We start from the raw sequence: 18,827 nt of genomic DNA, 5'->3' as shown, positions 1-18,827 counted from the left end.
CTCAAACGTCATGGCCAGATTCTTCATCGATCGCCCTATCTTTGCCTGGGTGCTCGCCATCATCGTGATGCTGGGGGGTATCTTCAGTATCCTCAAGCTGCCGATCGAGCAGTACCCCTCGCTGGCCCCTACCAGCATCACCATCCAGGCCACCTACTCCGGTGCCTCCGCCCAGACGGTGGAAGACACGGTGACCCAGGTCATCGAGCAGCAGATGAACGGCATCGACAATCTGCTGTACATGAGCTCGACCTCGGACTCCCAGGGCAACGCCAGCATCGAGCTGAGCTTTGACACCGGCACCGATCCCGACATCGCCCAGGTTCAGGTACAGAACAAGCTGCAGCTGGCCACTCCGCGCCTGCCGCAATCCGTACAGAACCAGGGTGTCTCGGTCACCAAGTCCTCCGGCAGCTTCCTGATGGTCGCGGCCTTCGTCTCTGACGATGGCAGCATGACCAAGCAGCAATTGACCGACTATGTCGCCTCCGACATCCAGGATGAGGTCGCGCGTGTCCAGGGCGTCGGCGAGACCCAGCTGTTCGGCGCGCCGGGGGCCATGCGTGTCTGGCTCGACCCGCAGAAGCTCAACAACTTCAAGCTGACCACCAGCGACGTCACCACGGCCATCAGCACGCAGAACAACCAGATCGCCTCGGGCCAGCTGGGCAATCTGCCGGCGGAAGAAGGCCAGCAGCTCAACGCCACCATCGTGGCGCAGACCCTGTTTGAAACGCCGGAGCAGTTCGGCAACATCCTGCTCAAGACCCAGGAAGATGGCTCTCAGGTCTATCTGCGTGACGTCGGTCGCGCCGAGAAAGGCGCCGAGACCTACAGCACCGTCAGCCGCTACAACGGCAAGCCTGCTGCTGGCCTGGGGATCAAGCTGGCCTCGGGCGCCAACGCGCTGGACACCGTCCAGGCCGTCAAGGACCGCCTCGATGAGCTGTCCGCCTACTTCCCGCCGGGCATGAGCTTCAAGGTCCCTTACGACACCTCGCCCTTCGTCAAGATTTCCATTGAAGAAGTGGTGATGACACTGCTGGAAGCCGTGGCACTGGTCTTCCTGGTGATGCTGCTGTTCCTGCAGAACTTCCGCGCCACCCTGATTCCGACCATCGCGGTGCCGGTCGTGCTGCTGGGCACCTTCGGGGTGCTGGAAGTGCTGGGCTTCTCCATCAATACCCTGACGATGTTCGCCATGGTGCTCGCCATCGGGCTATTGGTCGACGATGCGATCGTGGTGGTGGAAAACGTCGAACGCGTCATGCACGAAGAGAGGCTCTCGCCACTGGAAGCGACCCGCAAGTCGATGGGCCAGATCACCGGCGCACTGGTGGGTATCGGCCTGGTGCTGTCATCCGTGTTCATTCCGATGGCCTTCTTCCCCGGCACCACCGGCGCGATCTTCCGTCAGTTCTCGGTGACCATCGTCTCGGCGATGACGCTGTCCGTACTGGTGGCATTGATCCTGACGCCGGCCCTGTGCGCCACCCTGCTCAAGCCGACCAAGGAGAAGACCACCGGCTTCTTCGGCCTCTTCAACCGGGTCTTCGATCGCTCCAACGCGCGCTACCAGAAAGGCGTTGGCGGCATGCTCAAGCGCACCGGTCGCTCGATGCTGGTCTATGCATTGATCGTCATCGGCTGTGGCGTGGTATTCACGCGCATCTCGACCGGCTTCCTGCCGGATGAGGATCAGGGCTATCTGTTCAACCAGGTCATCCTGCCGGTGGGCTCCACTCAGGAGCAGACCCTCGAGACGCTGGAAAAGGTCGAGCATCACTTCCTGGTCGATCAGGAAGATGCGGTTCAGGAAATGTTCGACGTCGCCGGCTTCAGCTTCGCCGGTCGCGGTCAGAACATGGGCCTGGCCTTCATCAACCTGAAGCCGTGGGATGAGCGCGAGCGCGATTCCTTCAGCGTGGTCAGTGAAGCACAGAGCTACTTCGGCACCTTGAAGGAAGCCCTGGTCTTCGCCATCAACCCGCCGCCGATCATGGAACTGGGCAACGCCAGCGGCTTCGACATGATGCTGGTCGACCGTGGCGGCATCGGCCACAAGGCACTGACCGACGCGCGCAACCAGCTGCTGGGCATGGCGGGCCAGAACCCGGCCGTGACCGGCCTGCGCCCCAATGGTCTGGAAGACAGCCCGCAGTTCACGCTCAATATCGATGAACTCAAGGCGACGGCGATGGGCGTCTCGCTGTCAGAGGTCTACTCGACGCTTTCCACGGCGTGGGGCTCGACCTACGTCAATGACTTCCTCGACGAGGGTCGTACCAAGAAGGTCTATGTGCAGGCGGAAGCCAGTGCCCGCATGCAACCGGAAGACCTCAAGAAGTGGTACGTACGCAACACCTCCGGCGAGATGGTGCCGCTGAGCGCCTTCATCAACGGCGAGTGGACCTACGGGTCGCCGCAGCTGGAACGCTACAACGGCGTCTCCTCGATGGAACTGCTGGGACAGGCGGCACCGGGTTACTCCACCGGTGAGGCCATGCAGGCCATGGAAGAGATGGTCAGCCAGCTCAACAATGGCGTCGCGCTGGAATGGACCGGCATCTCGCTGCAGGAATCCCAGAGTGGCGGCATGGCACCGTATCTGTATGCCATCTCGCTGGTCTTCGTCTTCCTGTGTCTGGCCGCGCTGTATGAGAGCTGGAGCATTCCGTTCTCCGTCATGCTGGTGGTACCGCTGGGGGTGCTGGGTGCCCTGCTCGCCACCTGGATGCGCGGACTCGACAATGACGTCTACTTCCAGGTCGGCCTGGTGACGACCATCGGGCTCTCGGCCAAGAACGCGATCCTGATCGTCGAGTTCGCCAAGGACCTTGAAGTGCAAGGTCGTTCGCTGATCGATGCCACCATGGAAGCCGTGCGCATGCGTCTGCGCCCGATCCTGATGACCTCGCTGGCCTTCACCCTGGGTGCCGTGCCACTGGCCATCTCGACGGGTGCGGGTGCCGCCAGCCGTCATGCCATCGGCAACGGCGTGATCGGCGGGATGATCTCGGCCACGGTGCTGGCGATCTTCCTGGTGCCGGTCTGCTATGTGGTCGTGCGCCGCCTCTTCGGTGAGCCGAAGGACCTCAAGCGAGCCCACGAAGCGGCCCGCCAGGAGGATGACCTTGTCTGATCTCTGATCACGACAGAAGCCTCATTGCTGTCACATTGCGTGACGGCCCTGCACGCCGCCCTCCCGGGCGGCGTGCCTGTTTGCAGGCTGGCAATAAAAGGCGCGCTCACGCGGCAGGCATTGAGTGCCATCAGCCTTTTGCGGCATCATGCTACTATCGAACACTGTTTGCCTGCGCAGGCCTGGTGCTTCCACGGCTCCCATACCTTCGCAGGGCCGCGTGTGCATGGGGCCAGGCCGCTGACGGCGCATCCCCGAGAGCGCATCCTCGAGAGCGCATCCCCGAGAGCACAGCCGCAGGCGTGTTCAAGCCGCGGCTGACAACGCCTCTGCGCATGCCCCGAACACGCGCGGCACGGCGATACATCACCCGATCCCGCTGGAGCGACATGCCTCGTCCCCTTGCTGCCCTGCGCCGCTACACCCGGCGCACCTTTGAAACCCGTGATCCGCCGCAGGTGTTCGCGCCTGTCACGTCAGGCGTGTCACGGCGGCGGATGCGTGCCTGCGAGTGCTGCGACCTCGTCGTGGCACTGCCGGCGCTCAAGGCCGGCGAGCGCGCCCGCTGCCCGCGTTGCGATCATCTGTTCGCCCAGCGCCATGCCCATGCCGTGCAACGCACCCTGGCACTGGCGATGGCGTGCCTGGTGATGCTGGTGCTGACGCTGCCCTTCGAGTTCATCGCCTTTGCCACCAGTGGCATCTCGGCGAGCCTCAGCCTGATCGATACGCCAGCCGCCCTGACGGCCGAGTCCTATCCTTCCCTGGCCGTGCTGCTGATTCTGACCATCGTGATGCTGCCGGCGCTCTACCTGCTGGGCGTCATCTATACGCATGCGGCCATCGGGCTGAAACTGCCCTTGCCGGGCATTCGCGGCATTGCGCGCACCCTGAGCCACCTGCGCCCGTGGATGATGGCGGATGTGTTTCTGGTCGGCGTGATGGTGAGCCTGGTCAAGATCGCCGGCATGGCCGATATCAGTTTCGGCCCTTCCTTCTGGGCGTTCTGCGCCTTCGCCCTGCTGATGACCAAGACGCTGGCCAGCATCGATGGGGATCGCATGTGGTTCGCGCTGGCGGGCGAGCCAGCCGCCCCCAGCGGGACGTTGCCGGGCATCGGCGCCGCCTTGCAGGGACTGGCCAGTTGCCATAGCTGCGGCCTGATCAACGCCTGCGGCGAACGGGAGGCGCACACCCACTGCCGCCGCTGTGGCGACCCTGTCCATCAGCGCAAGACGCAGAGCCTGCAGCGCACCTGGGCGTGGCTGATCGCGGCGGCGATTCTGTACATCCCCGCCAACCTCTTCCCGATCATGACCACGGTCAGCCTCGGGGAGAATGACCCGCAGACGATTGCCGGTGGCATCGTGGTGCTCTGGTCACATGGTGACTGGCCCATCGCGATGGTCATCTTCATCGCCAGCATCCTGGTGCCGGCCTCGAAGATGATCGCCATCGCCTGGCTGTGCATCAGCGCCCAGCGCCCCGAGGTGCAGCATGCGCGGGCGCGGGTGACCCTGTACCGCATCACCGAATATGTCGGGCGATGGTCGATGGTCGATGTCTTCGTGGTGGCGCTGCTGGCCGCGTTGATCCAGCTGGGCGCGCTGATGTCGGTCCACCCGGGGCCCGCGGCGCTGTCCTTTGCCTGCGTGGTGGTGCTGACGATGCTGTCGGCGTTGAGCTTCGACCCACGCCTTGTCTGGGACACCGAGACGGAGAAGACGATGATGGCGAACACGCTGTTCGGTGATCTGCCGCTGACCCCGCTGACGGGCTCCGCGTCTCTTGCCGCGTCCTCGCAGGCCACGCCTCCGTTCACGACGCCATTCACGACCCCGAATGCTTCCCGCAATCCCCCTTCCGCTGCCGCCTCACAGGATGACTTATGAGTGATGATTCTCGCGCACGTCGTGAAAGTCGACGCCGCCTTTCGCCGATCTGGATAGTCCCGATCGTGGCCCTGCTGATCGGCGCCTGGATGGTGTGGCACAACTACGCCAGCCGTGGCCCGCTGATCACGATCGAAATGGAGACAGCGGAAGGTATCGAGGCGGGCAAGACCCTGATCAAGACCCGCAACGTCGAGGTCGGCAAGGTCGAATCCGTGCGTCTGTCGGACAACCTCGACAAGACCATCGTCACCGCGCGCATGTCCAAGGACAGCGAGCGCATGCTCAATGCCGACTCGCGGCTCTGGGTCGTGAAGCCGCGCATCGGTCGTGAGGGCATCAGTGGCCTCAACACCGTGCTGTCGGGGGCCTATATCCAGCTTCAGCCCGGCGACAGCCGCGATGAGGAGGACCACTTCGTGGCGCTGGAGCAACCGCCGGTGACGACGCAGGACGCCAAGGGACTGCGCATCGACCTCACCAGCAACGATGGCAGCGTGCTCTCCGACGGCGACCCCGTCACCTACGAAGGCTTCGTGGTCGGGCGCGTGGAATCCAGCGAGTTCCGCCCCAGCGAGAAGGAAATGCACTACACCCTGTATATCGACTCGCCCTACCATGAGCTGGTGACCTCCACCACGCGCTTCTGGTCCACCAGCGGGGTCAGCCTGCGCCTGGATTCCCAGGGCCTGCAGGTCGATGTCGGGTCACTGGAAAGCGTACTGAGCGGCGGGGTGGCCTTCGGCATTCCCGAAGACCTGCCGCGTGGCCGTCCGGTGGTCGAGAACACCTCCTTCACGCTGTATTCCGACCAGGAAGAGGCCCGTGAGGGCAGCTTCCACCAGGCCATCGACTACGTGATCATGGTCGACGATACCGTGCGTGGCCTGTCGCGCGGCGCGCCGGTGGAATTTCGCGGCGTCCGTCTCGGCACCGTGGTCAGCGTGCCCTATCGCCTGACCCACCAGCGCGTGCGGACGCTGTCGAGCTTCGAGATTCCGGTGCTGATTCGCATCGAGCCCGAACGCCTCGAGGGGCAAGTGGATGATGAAGGCGTGGCGCAGTGGAAGAAGCGCCTCGAGCGCCTCTTCAAGCGCGGCATGCGCGCGACGCTGAAATCCGGCAACCTGCTGACCGGCGCCCTGTTCGTCGATCTCGACTTCTATGACAACCCGCCGCCCTACAAGGCCGATACCTTCGATGATATCGAGGTCATGCCCAGCGTCTCGGGAGGCCTGGCGCAGATGGAAGCCAAGCTCAATGCCCTGCTCGACAAGCTCAATGCGCTCGATGTCGAGCCGGTCCTGAGCAACCTGAACAAGACGCTGTCGGCCTCCGAGAGTCTGGTCAAGCGCCTCGACAAGACGGCCGGTCATGTCGATAGCCTGCTGGGTTCCGAGGCGGTACAGAAACTGCCGGGCGATATCAGCACCAGCATCGACAACCTCAATCGCACCCTGGATGGTCTAACACCGGATTCTTCCGCCTACCGCAAGCTGGAAGGCGATCTCGAACGACTGGACCGCGTGCTCAAGAAGGCGGAACCGCTGCTCGATACGCTGGAGAAGAATCCCTCCAGCCTGATCTTCGACAAGCCGACCACTCGCGATCCGATTCCAAGGGCCCAATGATGACGACAGCCAAGAGTCTCTCGACCCGCACAGCCGCCATGCCGCAAGCGTGCAGCGCGTCTGCCTCACCGCGCACTTCCACGTCGCACAAGGGCCGCTTCGGCGGCCTGATGGCAGGCTTGCTGATGCTCGGCACACTGGCGGGCTGCACGACTGCCGCCACCGGTGGCGCCTACCTGCTGCCGCAAACGACACAGGCTGGCGCCGCCCAGCGCAGCGTTGCCGCCGAGGCCCCTCTGCTGGAAGTGATGCCAGTGCAACTGGCCAGCTATCTGGAAGGCGGCAGCCTGGTCTATCAGACGGACGACATCACGCTGGTACAGGCCAGCCAGAACCTGTGGGCCGATGACCTGCAGGACATGCTGACCCGCCAGCTGCTGACGCAGCTCAAGGCCAGCCCCGCCCAGCCGCTGAGCCAGTACCGTATCGCAGATACCAGCCTGAGCGGCCTCAAGGGCGCACGCCTGAGCGTAAGCCTGGATCGCTTCATCGGCCGCCACGATGGCCAGTCCGTCATCACCGGTCGCTGGCGCCTGCGCGGCGTGGATGGCAGCGTGCTGGAGGAAGGCGACATCCAGACGCTGACTCCCCTGACGGATGACGGCTATCCGGCGCTGGTCAATAGCCTGGGCGAAGGCTGGCGTGTGACCGGCGAGCAGTTGGCACGTGAGATCGCCAAGTCATTGCCGGCCACGGCGGATGCCAGCTGATGACCTGACGGTCTGACAGAACAGGGCGCGACTGGATGCCCAGAAAGCTGGATGTCCAAAAAAAGAAGACCCCCGACGGAATCCGTCGGGGGTCTTCTTTTTTGGCGACTAGCTGGCCTCAGCCCTGCTGGGGCAACACCAGCTCACCGTCACGGATCTCGAAACGCTTCACGTCCGGCTTGTCCTCGAGACGCACGGTGCGGGTCTCGTCACCCATGTCGACCTTGACGTCGTAGCCGACCACCTTGTCTGACGCGTCCTGCACCGTTTCGCAGCGCTGCTCGGTCGTGGTGTAGGTGTCGCCCTTCTTCATCTGGCCCTGGATCTGGTTGCCGGCATAACCGCCACCCACGGCACCCGCGGCTGTCAGCACCTTCTTGCCATTGCCACCGCCAAACTGATTGCCCACCACACCGCCGACGATCGCGCCGACGGCCGTGCCGACGACATTGTGGGTGTCCTTGCTGGGCGCCTGATGCGTCACGGTCTCGTTGTGACAGACCTCGCGCGGGGTGGTCACGGTTTCCGTCACGGCATCCACCGCCACGATATCGGCATATTCAGGGCCTGAGTTGCTGGCCGTATAGCTGCCGATCGCCACTCCACCGCCAATGCCCAGTGCAGCAACGATCGCGCCAATCAGGATAGACTTGTTCATGCGTGTTCTCCTCACCGAATAGTGTTGCAGCCTGGCTCGTCGGCCAGTCAGCCATGCCCCTGGATGACACTTGAGGGGCTTGCCGCTGCGTTCGGAGAGTAATCTAACACTGTTCGATAAACTCGGTAATGTGGCAACTTCACCACCCGGCCGTCGCCATTTCGCAACATCGGACATGGAAAAGACGGGTTCTACGCTAGATCATGCCTTATATTAGCAATTTCTTGGCAATCAGGCTTGCGGCCAGAAAACCCCGCTCATCGTCATGGCGCTGACGCGGGCTGTACGAGTCGGACAGCACAAACAGGGCCGGTGCGAGCGCCTCAGCTCGTACCGGCCCTTGCCTTGATAGCGCTGACCGCGAGTCACTCAGTCCAGCTGATTGGCCGTGATGGACACGGCTTCATCGTTGCAGAACTGCACGCGGACATCTTCCCACCAGTTCAATAGACGGCAGGACGTGTCATCGGCAATCGTCTCACTGATATCACTGGGCTTGCCCAGCAACGAGATGGCCTGTGCCTCACTCATGCCCTGCACCAGATAGCCATCATCCAGCGCTGAACGAATGCGGTACTGGCGCTGACTCTCCTCACGTGCGGCCAAGGCACGCTCCTTCTCACGCGCCAGACGCTGTGCGGTCGGGTCTTCGCCTGAAGTCTCTTCTATCACGTCAGCGGCGGGCACCACCGTCAGCGAATCATCCAGCGTGACGGGGGTATCACCCTGCTGGCAAGGCTGCTGCTGCCAGGTGGGCACCCCCGACTTCAAGCAGCGAAAGATGCTGTTGTTGGCCTTGGCGGCAGGCGGCAGAGAGGGTGTCGCCGGGTCGGCAATCACTTGCGCCCGGGGCGCCTGCCCGTCACTCGAAGACGCTGCAGCATTCGGCGACTCCTCCGCCTGAACCGCCGCAAGCGGCATACCACTGACCAGCGTCGCCACCAGCAGTCCCCGCAAGAGCCGGCGCGACACCTGGCGTGAAACGCTGCCACAGGAATCCATCATCAACTTGTCTCTCCGCTTGGTGAGAGCGTGGATCACGCACGGATATCACGCCCAATGAGGTGAAATGGCAAAGCCATCATCCTTGCGTCAGCGCTTCCACTGATAGACCTCATCGGCGGTCTGCACATCGTCATGGTGACTGACATCAGAGCGACTGGGGGTCGAGGCCGCTTCGCCTGACCCATCGCCCGGAGTGTCCAGTGGCGGCATGCCTGGCATGGCCAGCCTGTCGTGGCTGTAGCCGTGATCGGGGCGGTGGTCGTGATCAGACGGCTCGATCTGATCGAGACTGGCTGCACCGTGATCGGGCGTATCCCAGACGGTGACCACCCGATTGCGCCCTTCGCGCTTGGCACGGTACATGGCCTGATCGGCACGCTGCAGAAGGTCCGGCAGCAGTGATTCCGCGCAAGCGGCCGGTCCGCCCTGGGCCACCCCGATACTGATGGTGACCCGCAGCAGCTGGCCGTTGCTCAGCGTGAAGGCACGACTGTTGATCGAGAGCAGCAAGCGTTCGGCTGCGTGCTGGAGCCCTTCTCTGTCCTCCGTCGGACACAGGGCCACGAACTCTTCTCCCCCCTGGCGGCACAACTGATCACTGCCGCGCAGATGGTGACGCAGTCGTTGCGTCAACTCTATCAGCACCTCATCGCCAATCGCATGCCCTTGGGTATCATTGATGGCCTTGAAGTGATCGACATCGATCATCAGCACTCCCAGGCCACCACGACTCAGCAGACGCGGCCCCTCTTCCAGCAAGGCAAAACGAGACAGCGCCCCCGTCAGCTGGTCATGGCGCAAGTCTCGACGGTAGCGCTTCTCGCGCTGCTCAGCCTCCCACCCGATCTGCACCGCCACCACCGCGATGAAGGTGACGGAAATCACCAGGTTGACGACACTGGCCAACGACATGAACTCGTAGGAGACGATATAAACCGGGCTGGTGAGGTATTGGGCGCCGATATAGAACAGCAGCAGGACACCACTGAACAATAGCCGTTGAATGCGTGACAGGGACGCGATACAGATGAAGAAGATGGCGACGATATGGAAATACTCGAAGCCACCCTCGGCGCCGAACTGATATTCCCACCATGCCGCCTTGGCCGACATCGGCACCACCAGCAACAGCAACGCGGAATTCATGTACCCCTTGCGGTGGAACATGATGGCCAAGACGTTGAGCAGGACGCCGATGACATTGATCACCACCGGCTGCGGATAAGGCTGCAGGCTCAGCAGAGCGAAGTAGCCCAGCTGGCAGCCGAGCGCACTGATATAGATCCACATGAACAACTGATAAAGCGCGAGGTGCCGCTCAGCCAGCCCCGCCGGAGCTGGCCACCGCCACTTCATGTTTACCGTGCGCAAGACACCCTGCCGACTTCCCGGTTTGCGACGGCGATCTGCTTTCGCCATGATTCCTTCCTCATTTACGGCACTTCCCGTGTGCCTCCGCTGCGCGCTACCTGATGATTTTACCTGCCTATTCTATCTCACGCTGCTGTATGAAACGTGACAGCCCTAACCAGTGCGCATCCTTCAAGGCATGCAGCGCAGTCAGGCATGTGACTCACGTGTACCAGGCGCCCTCCCCTGCGAGACTGGCAATCCCATCACAGCGGCGTGGCTCACGTAGCAGGAGCCTGAGCGTGAAGCATCAGCTATCTCGAGGATCAGCAGTCGAAGATTCTCACAAAGTGGGCCTTGTGGGTGACTTGCAGAGTAGTTCAGAGAAGATTTAAGCCCTAGATTCAGTCGTGATGATGACCGGGCTGGAAAAAGTCCGTGACCAGTCAATGGTACTCTTGAGCATGGCAATGCTGACATCTCATCGCCAGCCTGCATGACCCGGACCACCTGACACTCGGGCCCTCCTCGACGTCTGAGACAAGAACCGGGCAGACAATCGCCCGCCTTCGTGACACCATCAGCGCCTGGACATGGCAGTAGCCGTCACCCACTTTTCCCCGCCGCTTTAGAGAAGAGAGACTGTAATGGACGCGACCACTCTGACACGCGACTTCCACCTGTGGCAGCGTTTCTCCAAGCAAGACCGCCTGGAACGTGAACATCGTGCTGCCCGCCGCAAGATCGCCGAAGCTGGCACCATGGCGACGCGCATGATCAAGGCCTATGAAAGCATGGCCGCCAAGGGCGTCTCCGAGAATGCATGCTATCGCACCATCTACAAGCAACGCGATGCGCAGGGTGAGATCATGGTGTGCGAAGGCTGGCTCAAGGTGCGTCGTGTGGTCGCGGAAGGCGGCACCACGCGTCTTCGCGGCACGCTGATGACGACGTTCAGCCTGCTGGATGGCGAGCAGGAGCCCGCCGATGCCAGCGTCGAGAAACTCACGCTCGAGGTGTATGACGAAATCGTCGCCGGCACCAAGATGAAGCTGGCCTGCAAGGTGGACCGTTGCGACGCCGATGACCAGACGGACTTCATCACCTTCCTGGATGCCGTACGCGGCGACCTCAAGCAGTGGGTGTGATGCGCCCAGGCGTGTACGCCAACCCCTGATGAAGGGATGACTCCCTGAATCGGCTCAATGATGCCCACTCGCCTCGTGCAGTGGGCATCATTGCTGTCAGGGGCAAGAAAACTGCTGGCTCATGCCAGTACCGGCCTGCCGGGGCCTTTGTTTCCGAAATGGAATCTATCCATTTCCCATCTCGCACAGATAGCGACGAAGATTGACCTGATAGACCGAAATTCCTGTCACTGTTGCGACAGTAGCAACCTGAGGTTACCCATCGTGCAGGAAACTCCTGGCCCTCGCCTGACTCATAGTACGCAGAACATGCTCGTCATCTGATTACAGGAGTCAGTCCATGAATGCCATTGCACCGTCGGCTTACCACACCCTCGACGTCGAAACGCTCTCTCATGTCACCTCCGCTCGCCTGCCTTTGCAGCCGATCGGCGACATCACCATGGATAGCCCGGCCAGTGAGCTGGTGACGGACTTTGCCGTCACCGCCGGTCGCAGCATTCAGGGCAGCGCCTCCATCGGTCAGGCACTGGCGACCATGAAACAGGCAGGGGTGCGTCTGCTGCTGGTCCACGATCATGATGGCACCTTCACCGGCGTGGTGACCTCGCGTGAGCTGCAGGGTGGCCGAGTCGTGATGCGTGCCATGACCCGCTTCAATGTTCAGCGTGATGAAGTCACTACCGACATGGTGCAGATACCCCGCGCGGAGCTGCAGGGCATTCCTCTCGCCGTGCTCAAGCGCGCCCGCGTCGGGGACCTGGTCGAGACGCTGCGTCAGAGTGGCGAATCCCACCTGCTGGTGACCGAGCAGGGCGATGATGGCAAACCCAGCGTGCGCGGTCTGGTCGCCGCCTCCCGCGTCGGCAAGGCCTTGGGGCTCGACCTGGAGCACCCGCCGGAAGCACGCAATTTCGCTGATATCTGCCGGGCCGTGCTGGGCAAGTACGAGTGACCCGGCAAGGGTAGGCAGTATCTTCAGTCATCTGGCTGACAGAGGCGTCATGAAGCCGCGTCCTGACAAGATGGTTTATCCCCAGACTGGTGCTTGATTCGGGAAAAATGCTCACAAACGGCGTATGATGTGGCTATCAGCGCGAGATATCACTTGGCAGGCAGCATGGAAGCGCTTGTCGGTCAGAGAGATGACTCGGGCTCTGACGGATATACTCAGCCAACGGATGGTGTAGATGAGGATTTCAGCCATGCCATTACGCTCACTGCGTGATCATCTTTTCAAGCAGCGCCACGTCGAGGTGCTCGTCATCAAACAGATTGATGGCGAGCTCGTGCATGTGTGTGGTGCCGGCATCGTGGAAGGCAACGGCAGCGTCAGTCACAAGCGACGTGAGCTGCAGCGTGACAACCATGCCTTCCCGGTGCGCATGCATGATGGCAATCAGATACTTCAGCCAGACGACTTCAATCGTCTGGTGCTGCTGGAGGAAGTGACTCTGCATCCCCTTGGCTGCCAGCCGAAGGAAGCCATCTCGCTGGAGGTGGCTGGCCATCGCTATCGTGTCGCGCATACCCCCATGCGCTGCTGGCACTTCCGCGGCCACCTCGTGCTGGAGCGCACGCCCCAGGGCATGCTGCTGAGCACCGAGGACATGACCCTGATTCGCGCCAAGGCGAGTCGCCAGCCAGTCTCCAATACGGCACGCGCCAATGCCGAGCGCCTGCAGAAGACGCCCGCATGGCGCAATGTCGCTCCACGCGGTCATGACGTGCATGCCGACGGCGCCACGACGCGTCAACGCGCGGCAGCTCGCAGAATCGACAGCCCTACACGCGAGCTGGAGCTTGAGCCCAAGTACTGAGGCACAGGAGCGGCGAATCGCAACGGGGACATTGAGCCAAGACAGATGTGTTGAGAAAGGCGCATAGAGACAGAACGCTCGGCAATTGCCGAGCGTTCTGCTGTCCAGGGCCCGGTTCGAGGAAGAACGGCTCGCGGCAAGACAGCTCGCGGCAAGACAGCTTGAGCATATGCCGGTATTCTCACAGACCTGTCCTCTCGTTCAGGTTTCCTCATGCGCCGAATGCCAGCATCCCTATTCCTGCTCATCCTGATTCTGGTCGCCCTGAACCTGCGTCCGGCGCTGTCATCCCTGGCGCCCCTGCTGGATCGCATCACCCAGGACCTGGGCCTGAGCACGCTGGCAGCGGGCCTTCTCACCACACTGCCCGTCGTCTGCCTGGGACTGTTCGCCCCACTGGCGCCGCGCCTGGCCCGCCGCCTGGGGGTAGAGCGCACCCTCAGCCTTGCCCTGATCACTCTCGGCATCGCCCTGTGGTTGCGGGCCAGTGACATGGCACTGCTGCTGTATCTCTGCACTCTGTTATGTGGCGGCAGCATCGGCGTCGCCGGCACCCTGCTGCCCGCCATCGTCAAGCGTGAGCATCCTGAGCGAGCCGACCTGTTCACCGGCGTTTACACCATGGCGCTATGTCTTGGTGCGGCGCTGGCCGCGGGACTCAGCGTGCCACTGGCCAACCTTCTCGACAGCTGGCAAGCCTCATTGGCCTGCTGGGCGCTGCTTGTGGTGATCGCGCTTCCCGCCTGGCGCCTGAGCATGCCCCACCCGTGGCCAGAGAAGATGACCAGCCAACAGCAGGCCACCCCCCGCCTGTGGCACCTGCCGCTGGCCCGCCAGGTCACCTTCTTCATGGGCTGCCAGTCTTCCCTGGCCTATATCGTCTTTGGCTGGCTGCCTTTCCTGCTCCAGCAACGCGGCCTGAGCGATATCGAATCCGGCTGGCTGATGGCCGCCTCGGTGATGGCACAGGTGCTCACCGCCCTGTTGGCCCCCGTGATCGGCCGCATGGGGCGCGACCAGCGCCCCGCCATCCTGCTGCTGCTGTCCTGTACCGCCATCGGCCTGCTGGGACTGATGATCGGGCCACTGTCCCTGCGCTGGCTGTTCGCCGTGCTGCTCGGTTTCGGCCAGGGGGGCAGCTTCTCGATGGCATTGACGCTGCTGGTGCTGCGCACCTCCGATGCACGTCTGGCGGGCGCCCTCTCCGGCATGGCACAAGGCACCGGCTACATGCTGGCCGCCCTCGGGCCACTCGCCGTCGGCATTCTGCTGGAAATCACGGCCGACCTGCGCGTGATCGCGTCGCTGTTCGCGCTGATCCTGCTGAGCGCCGCCATGCTTGGCTTCCAGGTCGGCAGGCGTCGCCGTATCTGCCTGCGCGAGGATGGCAGCACCGAAGTGGTCGACGGCTGACACCTTCTCCCCCCATTAGGTGAGGCAAGGCCCCACCAAGGTATCAAAATTATCTGTCATTCATGCTTGAATGATAGATTTTGCCGATACTACTTGTCGTTGAAATTTATATATTCCGAATGTCTCATTTGGATTCCTCTGGTGTCGCTCTACCCTCTGAGTTCTCGTTGTAAAGCAACGAACATTGCGCCCTGCCATGTTCGAACGCCTCGGCAATGTTCGAACTGCTCGGCCATGGTCAACCAGCCAGACAATGTTCGACCTGCTTCGCAACGAGACCCTCATAACAACAATCTCACACCCAGAGGCACATGCTCATGCCCTTCGAAAGGATTCGATTGTCCTCCCCCGGCTCGGGAGACACCTCATGCTGTCATTGATCGGCGTAGCCATCATCGTCATCGGCCTGGCACTGCGCCTCAATGCGCTGCTGGTGGTGCTGGTGGCAGGTTTCTCCTCCGGCCTGGTGGCCGGCATGTCACCCACGGAAATTCTCGCCGCGCTCGGTCAGGCCTTTACCGACAACCGCGCCGTCTCGCTGTTCATCATCACCCTGCCGGTGATCGGACTGCTCGAACGCAATGGACTGCGCGATCAGGCCGAACATCTGGTCCAGAAACTGCGGGCCGCCAGCGCCGGGCGCATCTCCTTCAGCTACCTGGTGCTGCGCAAGGCGACCAATGCCTTCGGTCTGCAGCTCGGTGGTCACCCGGCGATGATCCGACCGCTGGTCGCCCCGATGTCAGTCGGCGCCGCCGAACGTGATCTCCCCGAAGAGGCGCTGAACTCGCCACGCTTCAAGGCCCTGAGCCAACGCATCCGCGTTCTGAATGCCGTCAGCGAGAACTTCGGCAACTTCTTCAGCCAGCTGATCTTCGTGGCTTCCGGCGGGTTGTTGCTGATCAAGAGCGTGCTCGACAAGAGTGGCGCCAGCGTCAGCCTGGCCGACATGGCGCTGTATGCCATTCCCACCGCGCTGGTGTCACTGGTGGTGGTATTCGTGCTCTGCCGCCGGCTGGATGCACGCATTCGCCGTGAACATCTGCTGCTGCGCGAGGAATACCCCCAGCCCTCCGGCCAGACCAACGCGACACCGGGCAAGGACACCTTCACCACTTCTGCGACGGAGAGCCACTCATGAACGGTATCGACGCTCTCTACCTGATTACCGGCTTCGCCATCATGGCCTTTGCCGTCCTGACGCTCACCGATCGTGATCATCCGCGCAGACTCGGCACCAGCGCCTTCTGGATGATCTTCGGCATCAGCCTGGCATTTGGACAATGGCTGCCCGATGTCGTGGTCGGTCTTGCCATGCTCGCGCTGGCGCTGCTGGCCGCCACCGGCCAGCTCGGGTTCGGCAACTACGGCCAGTTGAGCGATGAGGCGCGTCAGGCGCGCCGCAAGCGCCTGGGGTCGCGCCTGTTCATCCCCGCGCTGGTGATTCCGGTCGGCACCTTCCTTTACACCCTCACGACAGGTCAGAGTGCGCTGGTCGGCCTGGGCGTCGCAACGGTACTGGCCTTTGCCGTGGCGCTGCTGCTGCTGCGCGAGAGCCCGGCGACCGGCATGCAGGAAGGTCGTCGTCTGGCCGATGCCATCGGCTGGGCCGCCATCCTGCCGCAATTCCTGGCCGCCCTTGGCCTGCTGTTCGATCAGGCCGGCGTCGGCCAGACCATCGCCGGGCTGGTCTCGAGCGTGGTGCCGGATACCAGCCTGATCGCCTGCGTGATTGCCTACTGCGTCGGCATGGCCGTGTTCACCATGCTGATGGGCAACGGCTTCGCGGCCTTTGCGGTCATCACCTCCGGAATCGGCTATCCGCTGGTCATCGCGCTGCATGGCGGCAACCCGGCCATCGTCGGCGTGCTGGGCATGCTGTCCGGCTACTGCGGCACGCTGATGACGCCGATGGCCGCCAACTTCAACATCGTGCCGGCCGCCCTGCTGGAACTGGATGACCGCTACCACATCATTCGCGCACAGATACTGCCTGCGCTGGTCATGCTGGCCGCCAATATCAGCCTGATGTTGCTGCTGGCCTTCTGATCTCCCACTCTTACCCGCGCATCGATCACCGCCAGCAGTGACCCGCGGTGATCGCTGCCAGCCAAGGAATGTCATCATGCGTCGTCTGCTACTCTGCGGCTTCGAGCCCTTCGGCACGGATAGCGTCAATCCCGCCCTCAAGATCATCGAACAACTGGACGGCCAGAGACTGGCCATGCACGACCAGCCCGATGAGCGCTTCGAGATCATCACCTGCCGGGTGCCGGTGACACGCTACGCCGCGATTGACAGCGTCATCGAGGCCATCGGCCAGCACGCCCCTGACACCGTGATCATGCTCGGTCAGGCCAGCGGTCGCAGCGCCATCACGCCGGAGCGGGTCGCCATCAACCTGGATGACTATCGCATCAGGGACAACGGCGGCCACCAGCCGGTGGATGAGCCCATCGAGGCCGATGGCCCGGATGGCTGCTTCACCACCCTGCCGATCAAGGCAATGGTCAACGACCTCCAGGCGGCAGGCCTTCCCGCCAGCGTCTCCTACACGGCAGGCACCTTCGTCTGCAACCACCTGTTCTATGGGGTGCAGCGTCATCTGGCGGATAGCCCCATCCGCTCCGGCTTCGTGCATATCCCGGCGCTGCCCGAGCAGAGTGTCGATGGCCGTCTGCCGACCATGAGTCTTGAAAGCATGCTCGAAGGCGTACGGGTGATGTGCATCAGCGCCATGTCCCATCAGGAGGATGCGCGCATCGGCGGTGGCAATATCAGCTGAGCGCCCCCATCTCGTCGCGGCTGAACGCCCGACTCCGACAGCTCCCCTGCAAGCCGGCATGCGTTACAATGCCGGCTTTCCCATTTCTGGCAGGTGGACACGATGACTCCCGAGACGCACATCCTGGTACTGTATACCGGCGGCACGCTGGGCATGGTGGAAAGTGAACAAGGACTGGTACCTGCCGGTGACTTCGATGCACGTCTGCGCGCAGCACTGGAGCAACTGCCCCCCAGCCGTCGTGGCCGTCTGCCCGCCTTCACCCTGCGCGAGTTTCCGCAGCTGATCGACTCCTCCTCCGCGACACCGGCGGACTGGCACACCATCGCCAGCCAGATCGCGGACGCCTACGACAGCTTCGATGGCTTCGTCGTCCTGCAAGGCACCGACACCCTGGCCTGGACCGCCTCCAGCCTCGCCTTCCAGCTCAAGGGTACCGCGCGCCCAGTGATAGTCAGTGGTGCACAGTTGCCGCTGGAAGCCGAGCACAGTGACGCGCTGGGCAATGTCGAGCTGGCACTCACCGCCGCCGCCCAGCCGACCCTCAATGAAGTCGTGGTCGCCTTCGGCGGACAGTTGCTGCGTGGCGTGTGCACCCGCAAGTGGTACACCCAGGACCACCGCGGCTTCACCACGCCCAATGCGCCGCTGCTGGGCGAATGGGTCGATGACCGCGTCGTGCTCTACCCCGGCCGCCTGATGGATGACCAAGGCCCCGCTTTCGAGCTGCCCGACTATGCTCGCCTCGGCAAGGACAGCATCATTCGCCTGCCGCTCTACCCCGGCATCAGCGCCGAGAGCGTGCGTGTGCAGTTGATGCGCCCCGAGGTCAAGGGCGCCGTGCTGGAGCTGTGGGGCAGCGGCAATCTGCCGGAAGACAGCGAGCTTTTGGGGGTGTTGGCCGATGCGCGTGGCGAAGGCAAGCTGCTGGCCGGTATCAGCCAATGTCCGCACGGGCCGGTCACCATCGGTCACTATGCGGCCGGCGCAGGCCTAGCCACCGTCGGCGTGCTGTCCGGCGATGACATGACGCTGGAAGCGGCCTTCACCAAACTGCTGCATCTGGTGGCGCTCGATCAGGACGAAGACTGGCAGCGGGAACGCTTCCTGATGCCCTTGGTGGGCGAGCGCGCCAGCGGCCTGCTGTGAGTCCTGGCAGCCCCGCGTGTCGCTGACTGCTGAACTCAAGTCGCTGAGCGCTGAACTCTGGTCGCTGATCAGGGCGTAAACCAGCCTTCAGCGTTGACCGATAGATAACAGAAAGCCCCCGCCA

General features: G+C 62.8%; 15 protein-coding genes. 12 read left to right on the top strand and 3 right to left on the bottom strand.

Translation table 11 applies throughout. From position 1 onward, the window contains the following. The first annotated feature begins 10 nt into the window (after nucleotides 1–10). From HA399_RS04775 to HA399_RS04760, 4 genes are all read left to right on the top strand, one after another. Entirely contained in the window at nucleotides 11–3,142 is a 3,132-nt protein-coding gene (locus HA399_RS04775; RefSeq protein WP_404326238.1) for an efflux RND transporter permease subunit, read from the top strand. Nucleotides 3,143–3,531: 389 nt separating this feature from the next. Further along, on the top strand, nucleotides 3,532–5,034 hold the full coding sequence (locus HA399_RS04770) for a paraquat-inducible protein A (RefSeq protein ID WP_279837964.1): 1,503 nt from the start codon (nucleotides 3,532–3,534) through the stop codon (nucleotides 5,032–5,034). Next, entirely contained in the window at nucleotides 5,031–6,665 is a 1,635-nt protein-coding gene (gene pqiB, locus HA399_RS04765; protein ID WP_054554969.1) for an intermembrane transport protein PqiB, read from the top strand. The genes HA399_RS04770 and pqiB overlap by 4 nt, the downstream gene beginning before the upstream one ends. Beyond that, the gene (locus tag HA399_RS04760; RefSeq protein ID WP_404326236.1) at nucleotides 6,665–7,375 is read left to right on the top strand and encodes a membrane integrity-associated transporter subunit PqiC; all 711 of its coding nucleotides are present in this window, start codon (nucleotides 6,665–6,667) and stop codon (nucleotides 7,373–7,375) included. Before pqiB ends, HA399_RS04760 begins: the two co-directional genes overlap by 1 nt. Before the next feature lie 118 nt (nucleotides 7,376–7,493). Here HA399_RS04760 and HA399_RS04755 read toward each other — a convergent pair whose 3' ends face one another. The 3 genes from HA399_RS04755 to HA399_RS04745 all read right to left on the bottom strand — a co-directional run bounded on the left by HA399_RS04755 (nucleotide 7,494) and on the right by HA399_RS04745 (nucleotide 10,328). Continuing rightward, a complete protein-coding gene (locus tag HA399_RS04755; protein WP_043331847.1) occupies nucleotides 7,494–8,033 on the bottom strand; it encodes a glycine zipper 2TM domain-containing protein in 540 nt (179 codons plus the stop codon). A 369-nt stretch (nucleotides 8,034–8,402) separates the two neighbouring features. After that, the gene (locus tag HA399_RS04750; protein WP_404326234.1) at nucleotides 8,403–9,038 is read right to left on the bottom strand and encodes a hypothetical protein; all 636 of its coding nucleotides are present in this window, start codon (nucleotides 9,036–9,038) and stop codon (nucleotides 8,403–8,405) included. A gap of 87 nt (nucleotides 9,039–9,125) precedes the next feature. After that, a complete protein-coding gene (locus HA399_RS04745) occupies nucleotides 9,126–10,328 on the bottom strand; it encodes a GGDEF domain-containing protein (protein WP_404326233.1) in 1,203 nt (400 codons plus the stop codon). A 707-nt stretch (nucleotides 10,329–11,035) separates the two neighbouring features. Here HA399_RS04745 and HA399_RS04740 point away from each other — a divergent pair. The 8 genes from HA399_RS04740 to HA399_RS04705 all read left to right on the top strand — a co-directional run bounded on the left by HA399_RS04740 (nucleotide 11,036) and on the right by HA399_RS04705 (nucleotide 18,703). Then, nucleotides 11,036–11,536, top strand: coding sequence for a hypothetical protein (locus tag HA399_RS04740; protein WP_284726300.1), 501 nt, complete (start codon nucleotides 11,036–11,038; stop codon nucleotides 11,534–11,536). A gap of 340 nt (nucleotides 11,537–11,876) precedes the next feature. Next, nucleotides 11,877–12,491 carry a CBS domain-containing protein gene (locus tag HA399_RS04735; protein WP_043331851.1) on the top strand — a complete coding sequence of 205 codons (615 nt, stop codon included), beginning with the start codon at nucleotides 11,877–11,879 and terminating at the stop codon, nucleotides 12,489–12,491. A gap of 250 nt (nucleotides 12,492–12,741) precedes the next feature. Continuing rightward, nucleotides 12,742–13,356 carry a hypothetical protein gene (locus HA399_RS04730; RefSeq protein WP_404326232.1) on the top strand — a complete coding sequence of 205 codons (615 nt, stop codon included), beginning with the start codon at nucleotides 12,742–12,744 and terminating at the stop codon, nucleotides 13,354–13,356. A 222-nt stretch (nucleotides 13,357–13,578) separates the two neighbouring features. Next, nucleotides 13,579–14,769 carry an MFS transporter gene (locus tag HA399_RS04725; RefSeq protein WP_404326230.1) on the top strand — a complete coding sequence of 397 codons (1,191 nt, stop codon included), beginning with the start codon at nucleotides 13,579–13,581 and terminating at the stop codon, nucleotides 14,767–14,769. A 367-nt stretch (nucleotides 14,770–15,136) separates the two neighbouring features. Continuing rightward, entirely contained in the window at nucleotides 15,137–15,910 is a 774-nt protein-coding gene (locus HA399_RS04720; protein WP_404326228.1) for a DUF969 domain-containing protein, read from the top strand. Beyond that, complete coding sequence (locus HA399_RS04715) at nucleotides 15,907–16,818, top strand: DUF979 domain-containing protein (protein ID WP_043331855.1); 912 nt, start codon at nucleotides 15,907–15,909, stop codon at nucleotides 16,816–16,818. Before HA399_RS04720 ends, HA399_RS04715 begins: the two co-directional genes overlap by 4 nt. A gap of 76 nt (nucleotides 16,819–16,894) precedes the next feature. After that, nucleotides 16,895–17,554, top strand: coding sequence for a pyroglutamyl-peptidase I (gene pcp / locus HA399_RS04710; RefSeq protein WP_404326227.1), 660 nt, complete (start codon nucleotides 16,895–16,897; stop codon nucleotides 17,552–17,554). Between the two features lie 102 nt (nucleotides 17,555–17,656). Further along, entirely contained in the window at nucleotides 17,657–18,703 is a 1,047-nt protein-coding gene (locus HA399_RS04705; protein WP_054554979.1) for an asparaginase, read from the top strand. Nucleotides 18,704–18,827: the final 124 nt, after the last annotated feature.

The sequence above is a fragment of the Cobetia sp. UIB-001 genome, from assembly GCF_044789135.1.
Classification (GTDB): domain Bacteria; phylum Pseudomonadota; class Gammaproteobacteria; order Pseudomonadales; family Halomonadaceae; genus Cobetia; species Cobetia amphilecti.
The sequence above is the reverse complement of the archived record's forward strand: the minus strand, read 5'-3'. Positions and strand labels throughout refer to the sequence as shown.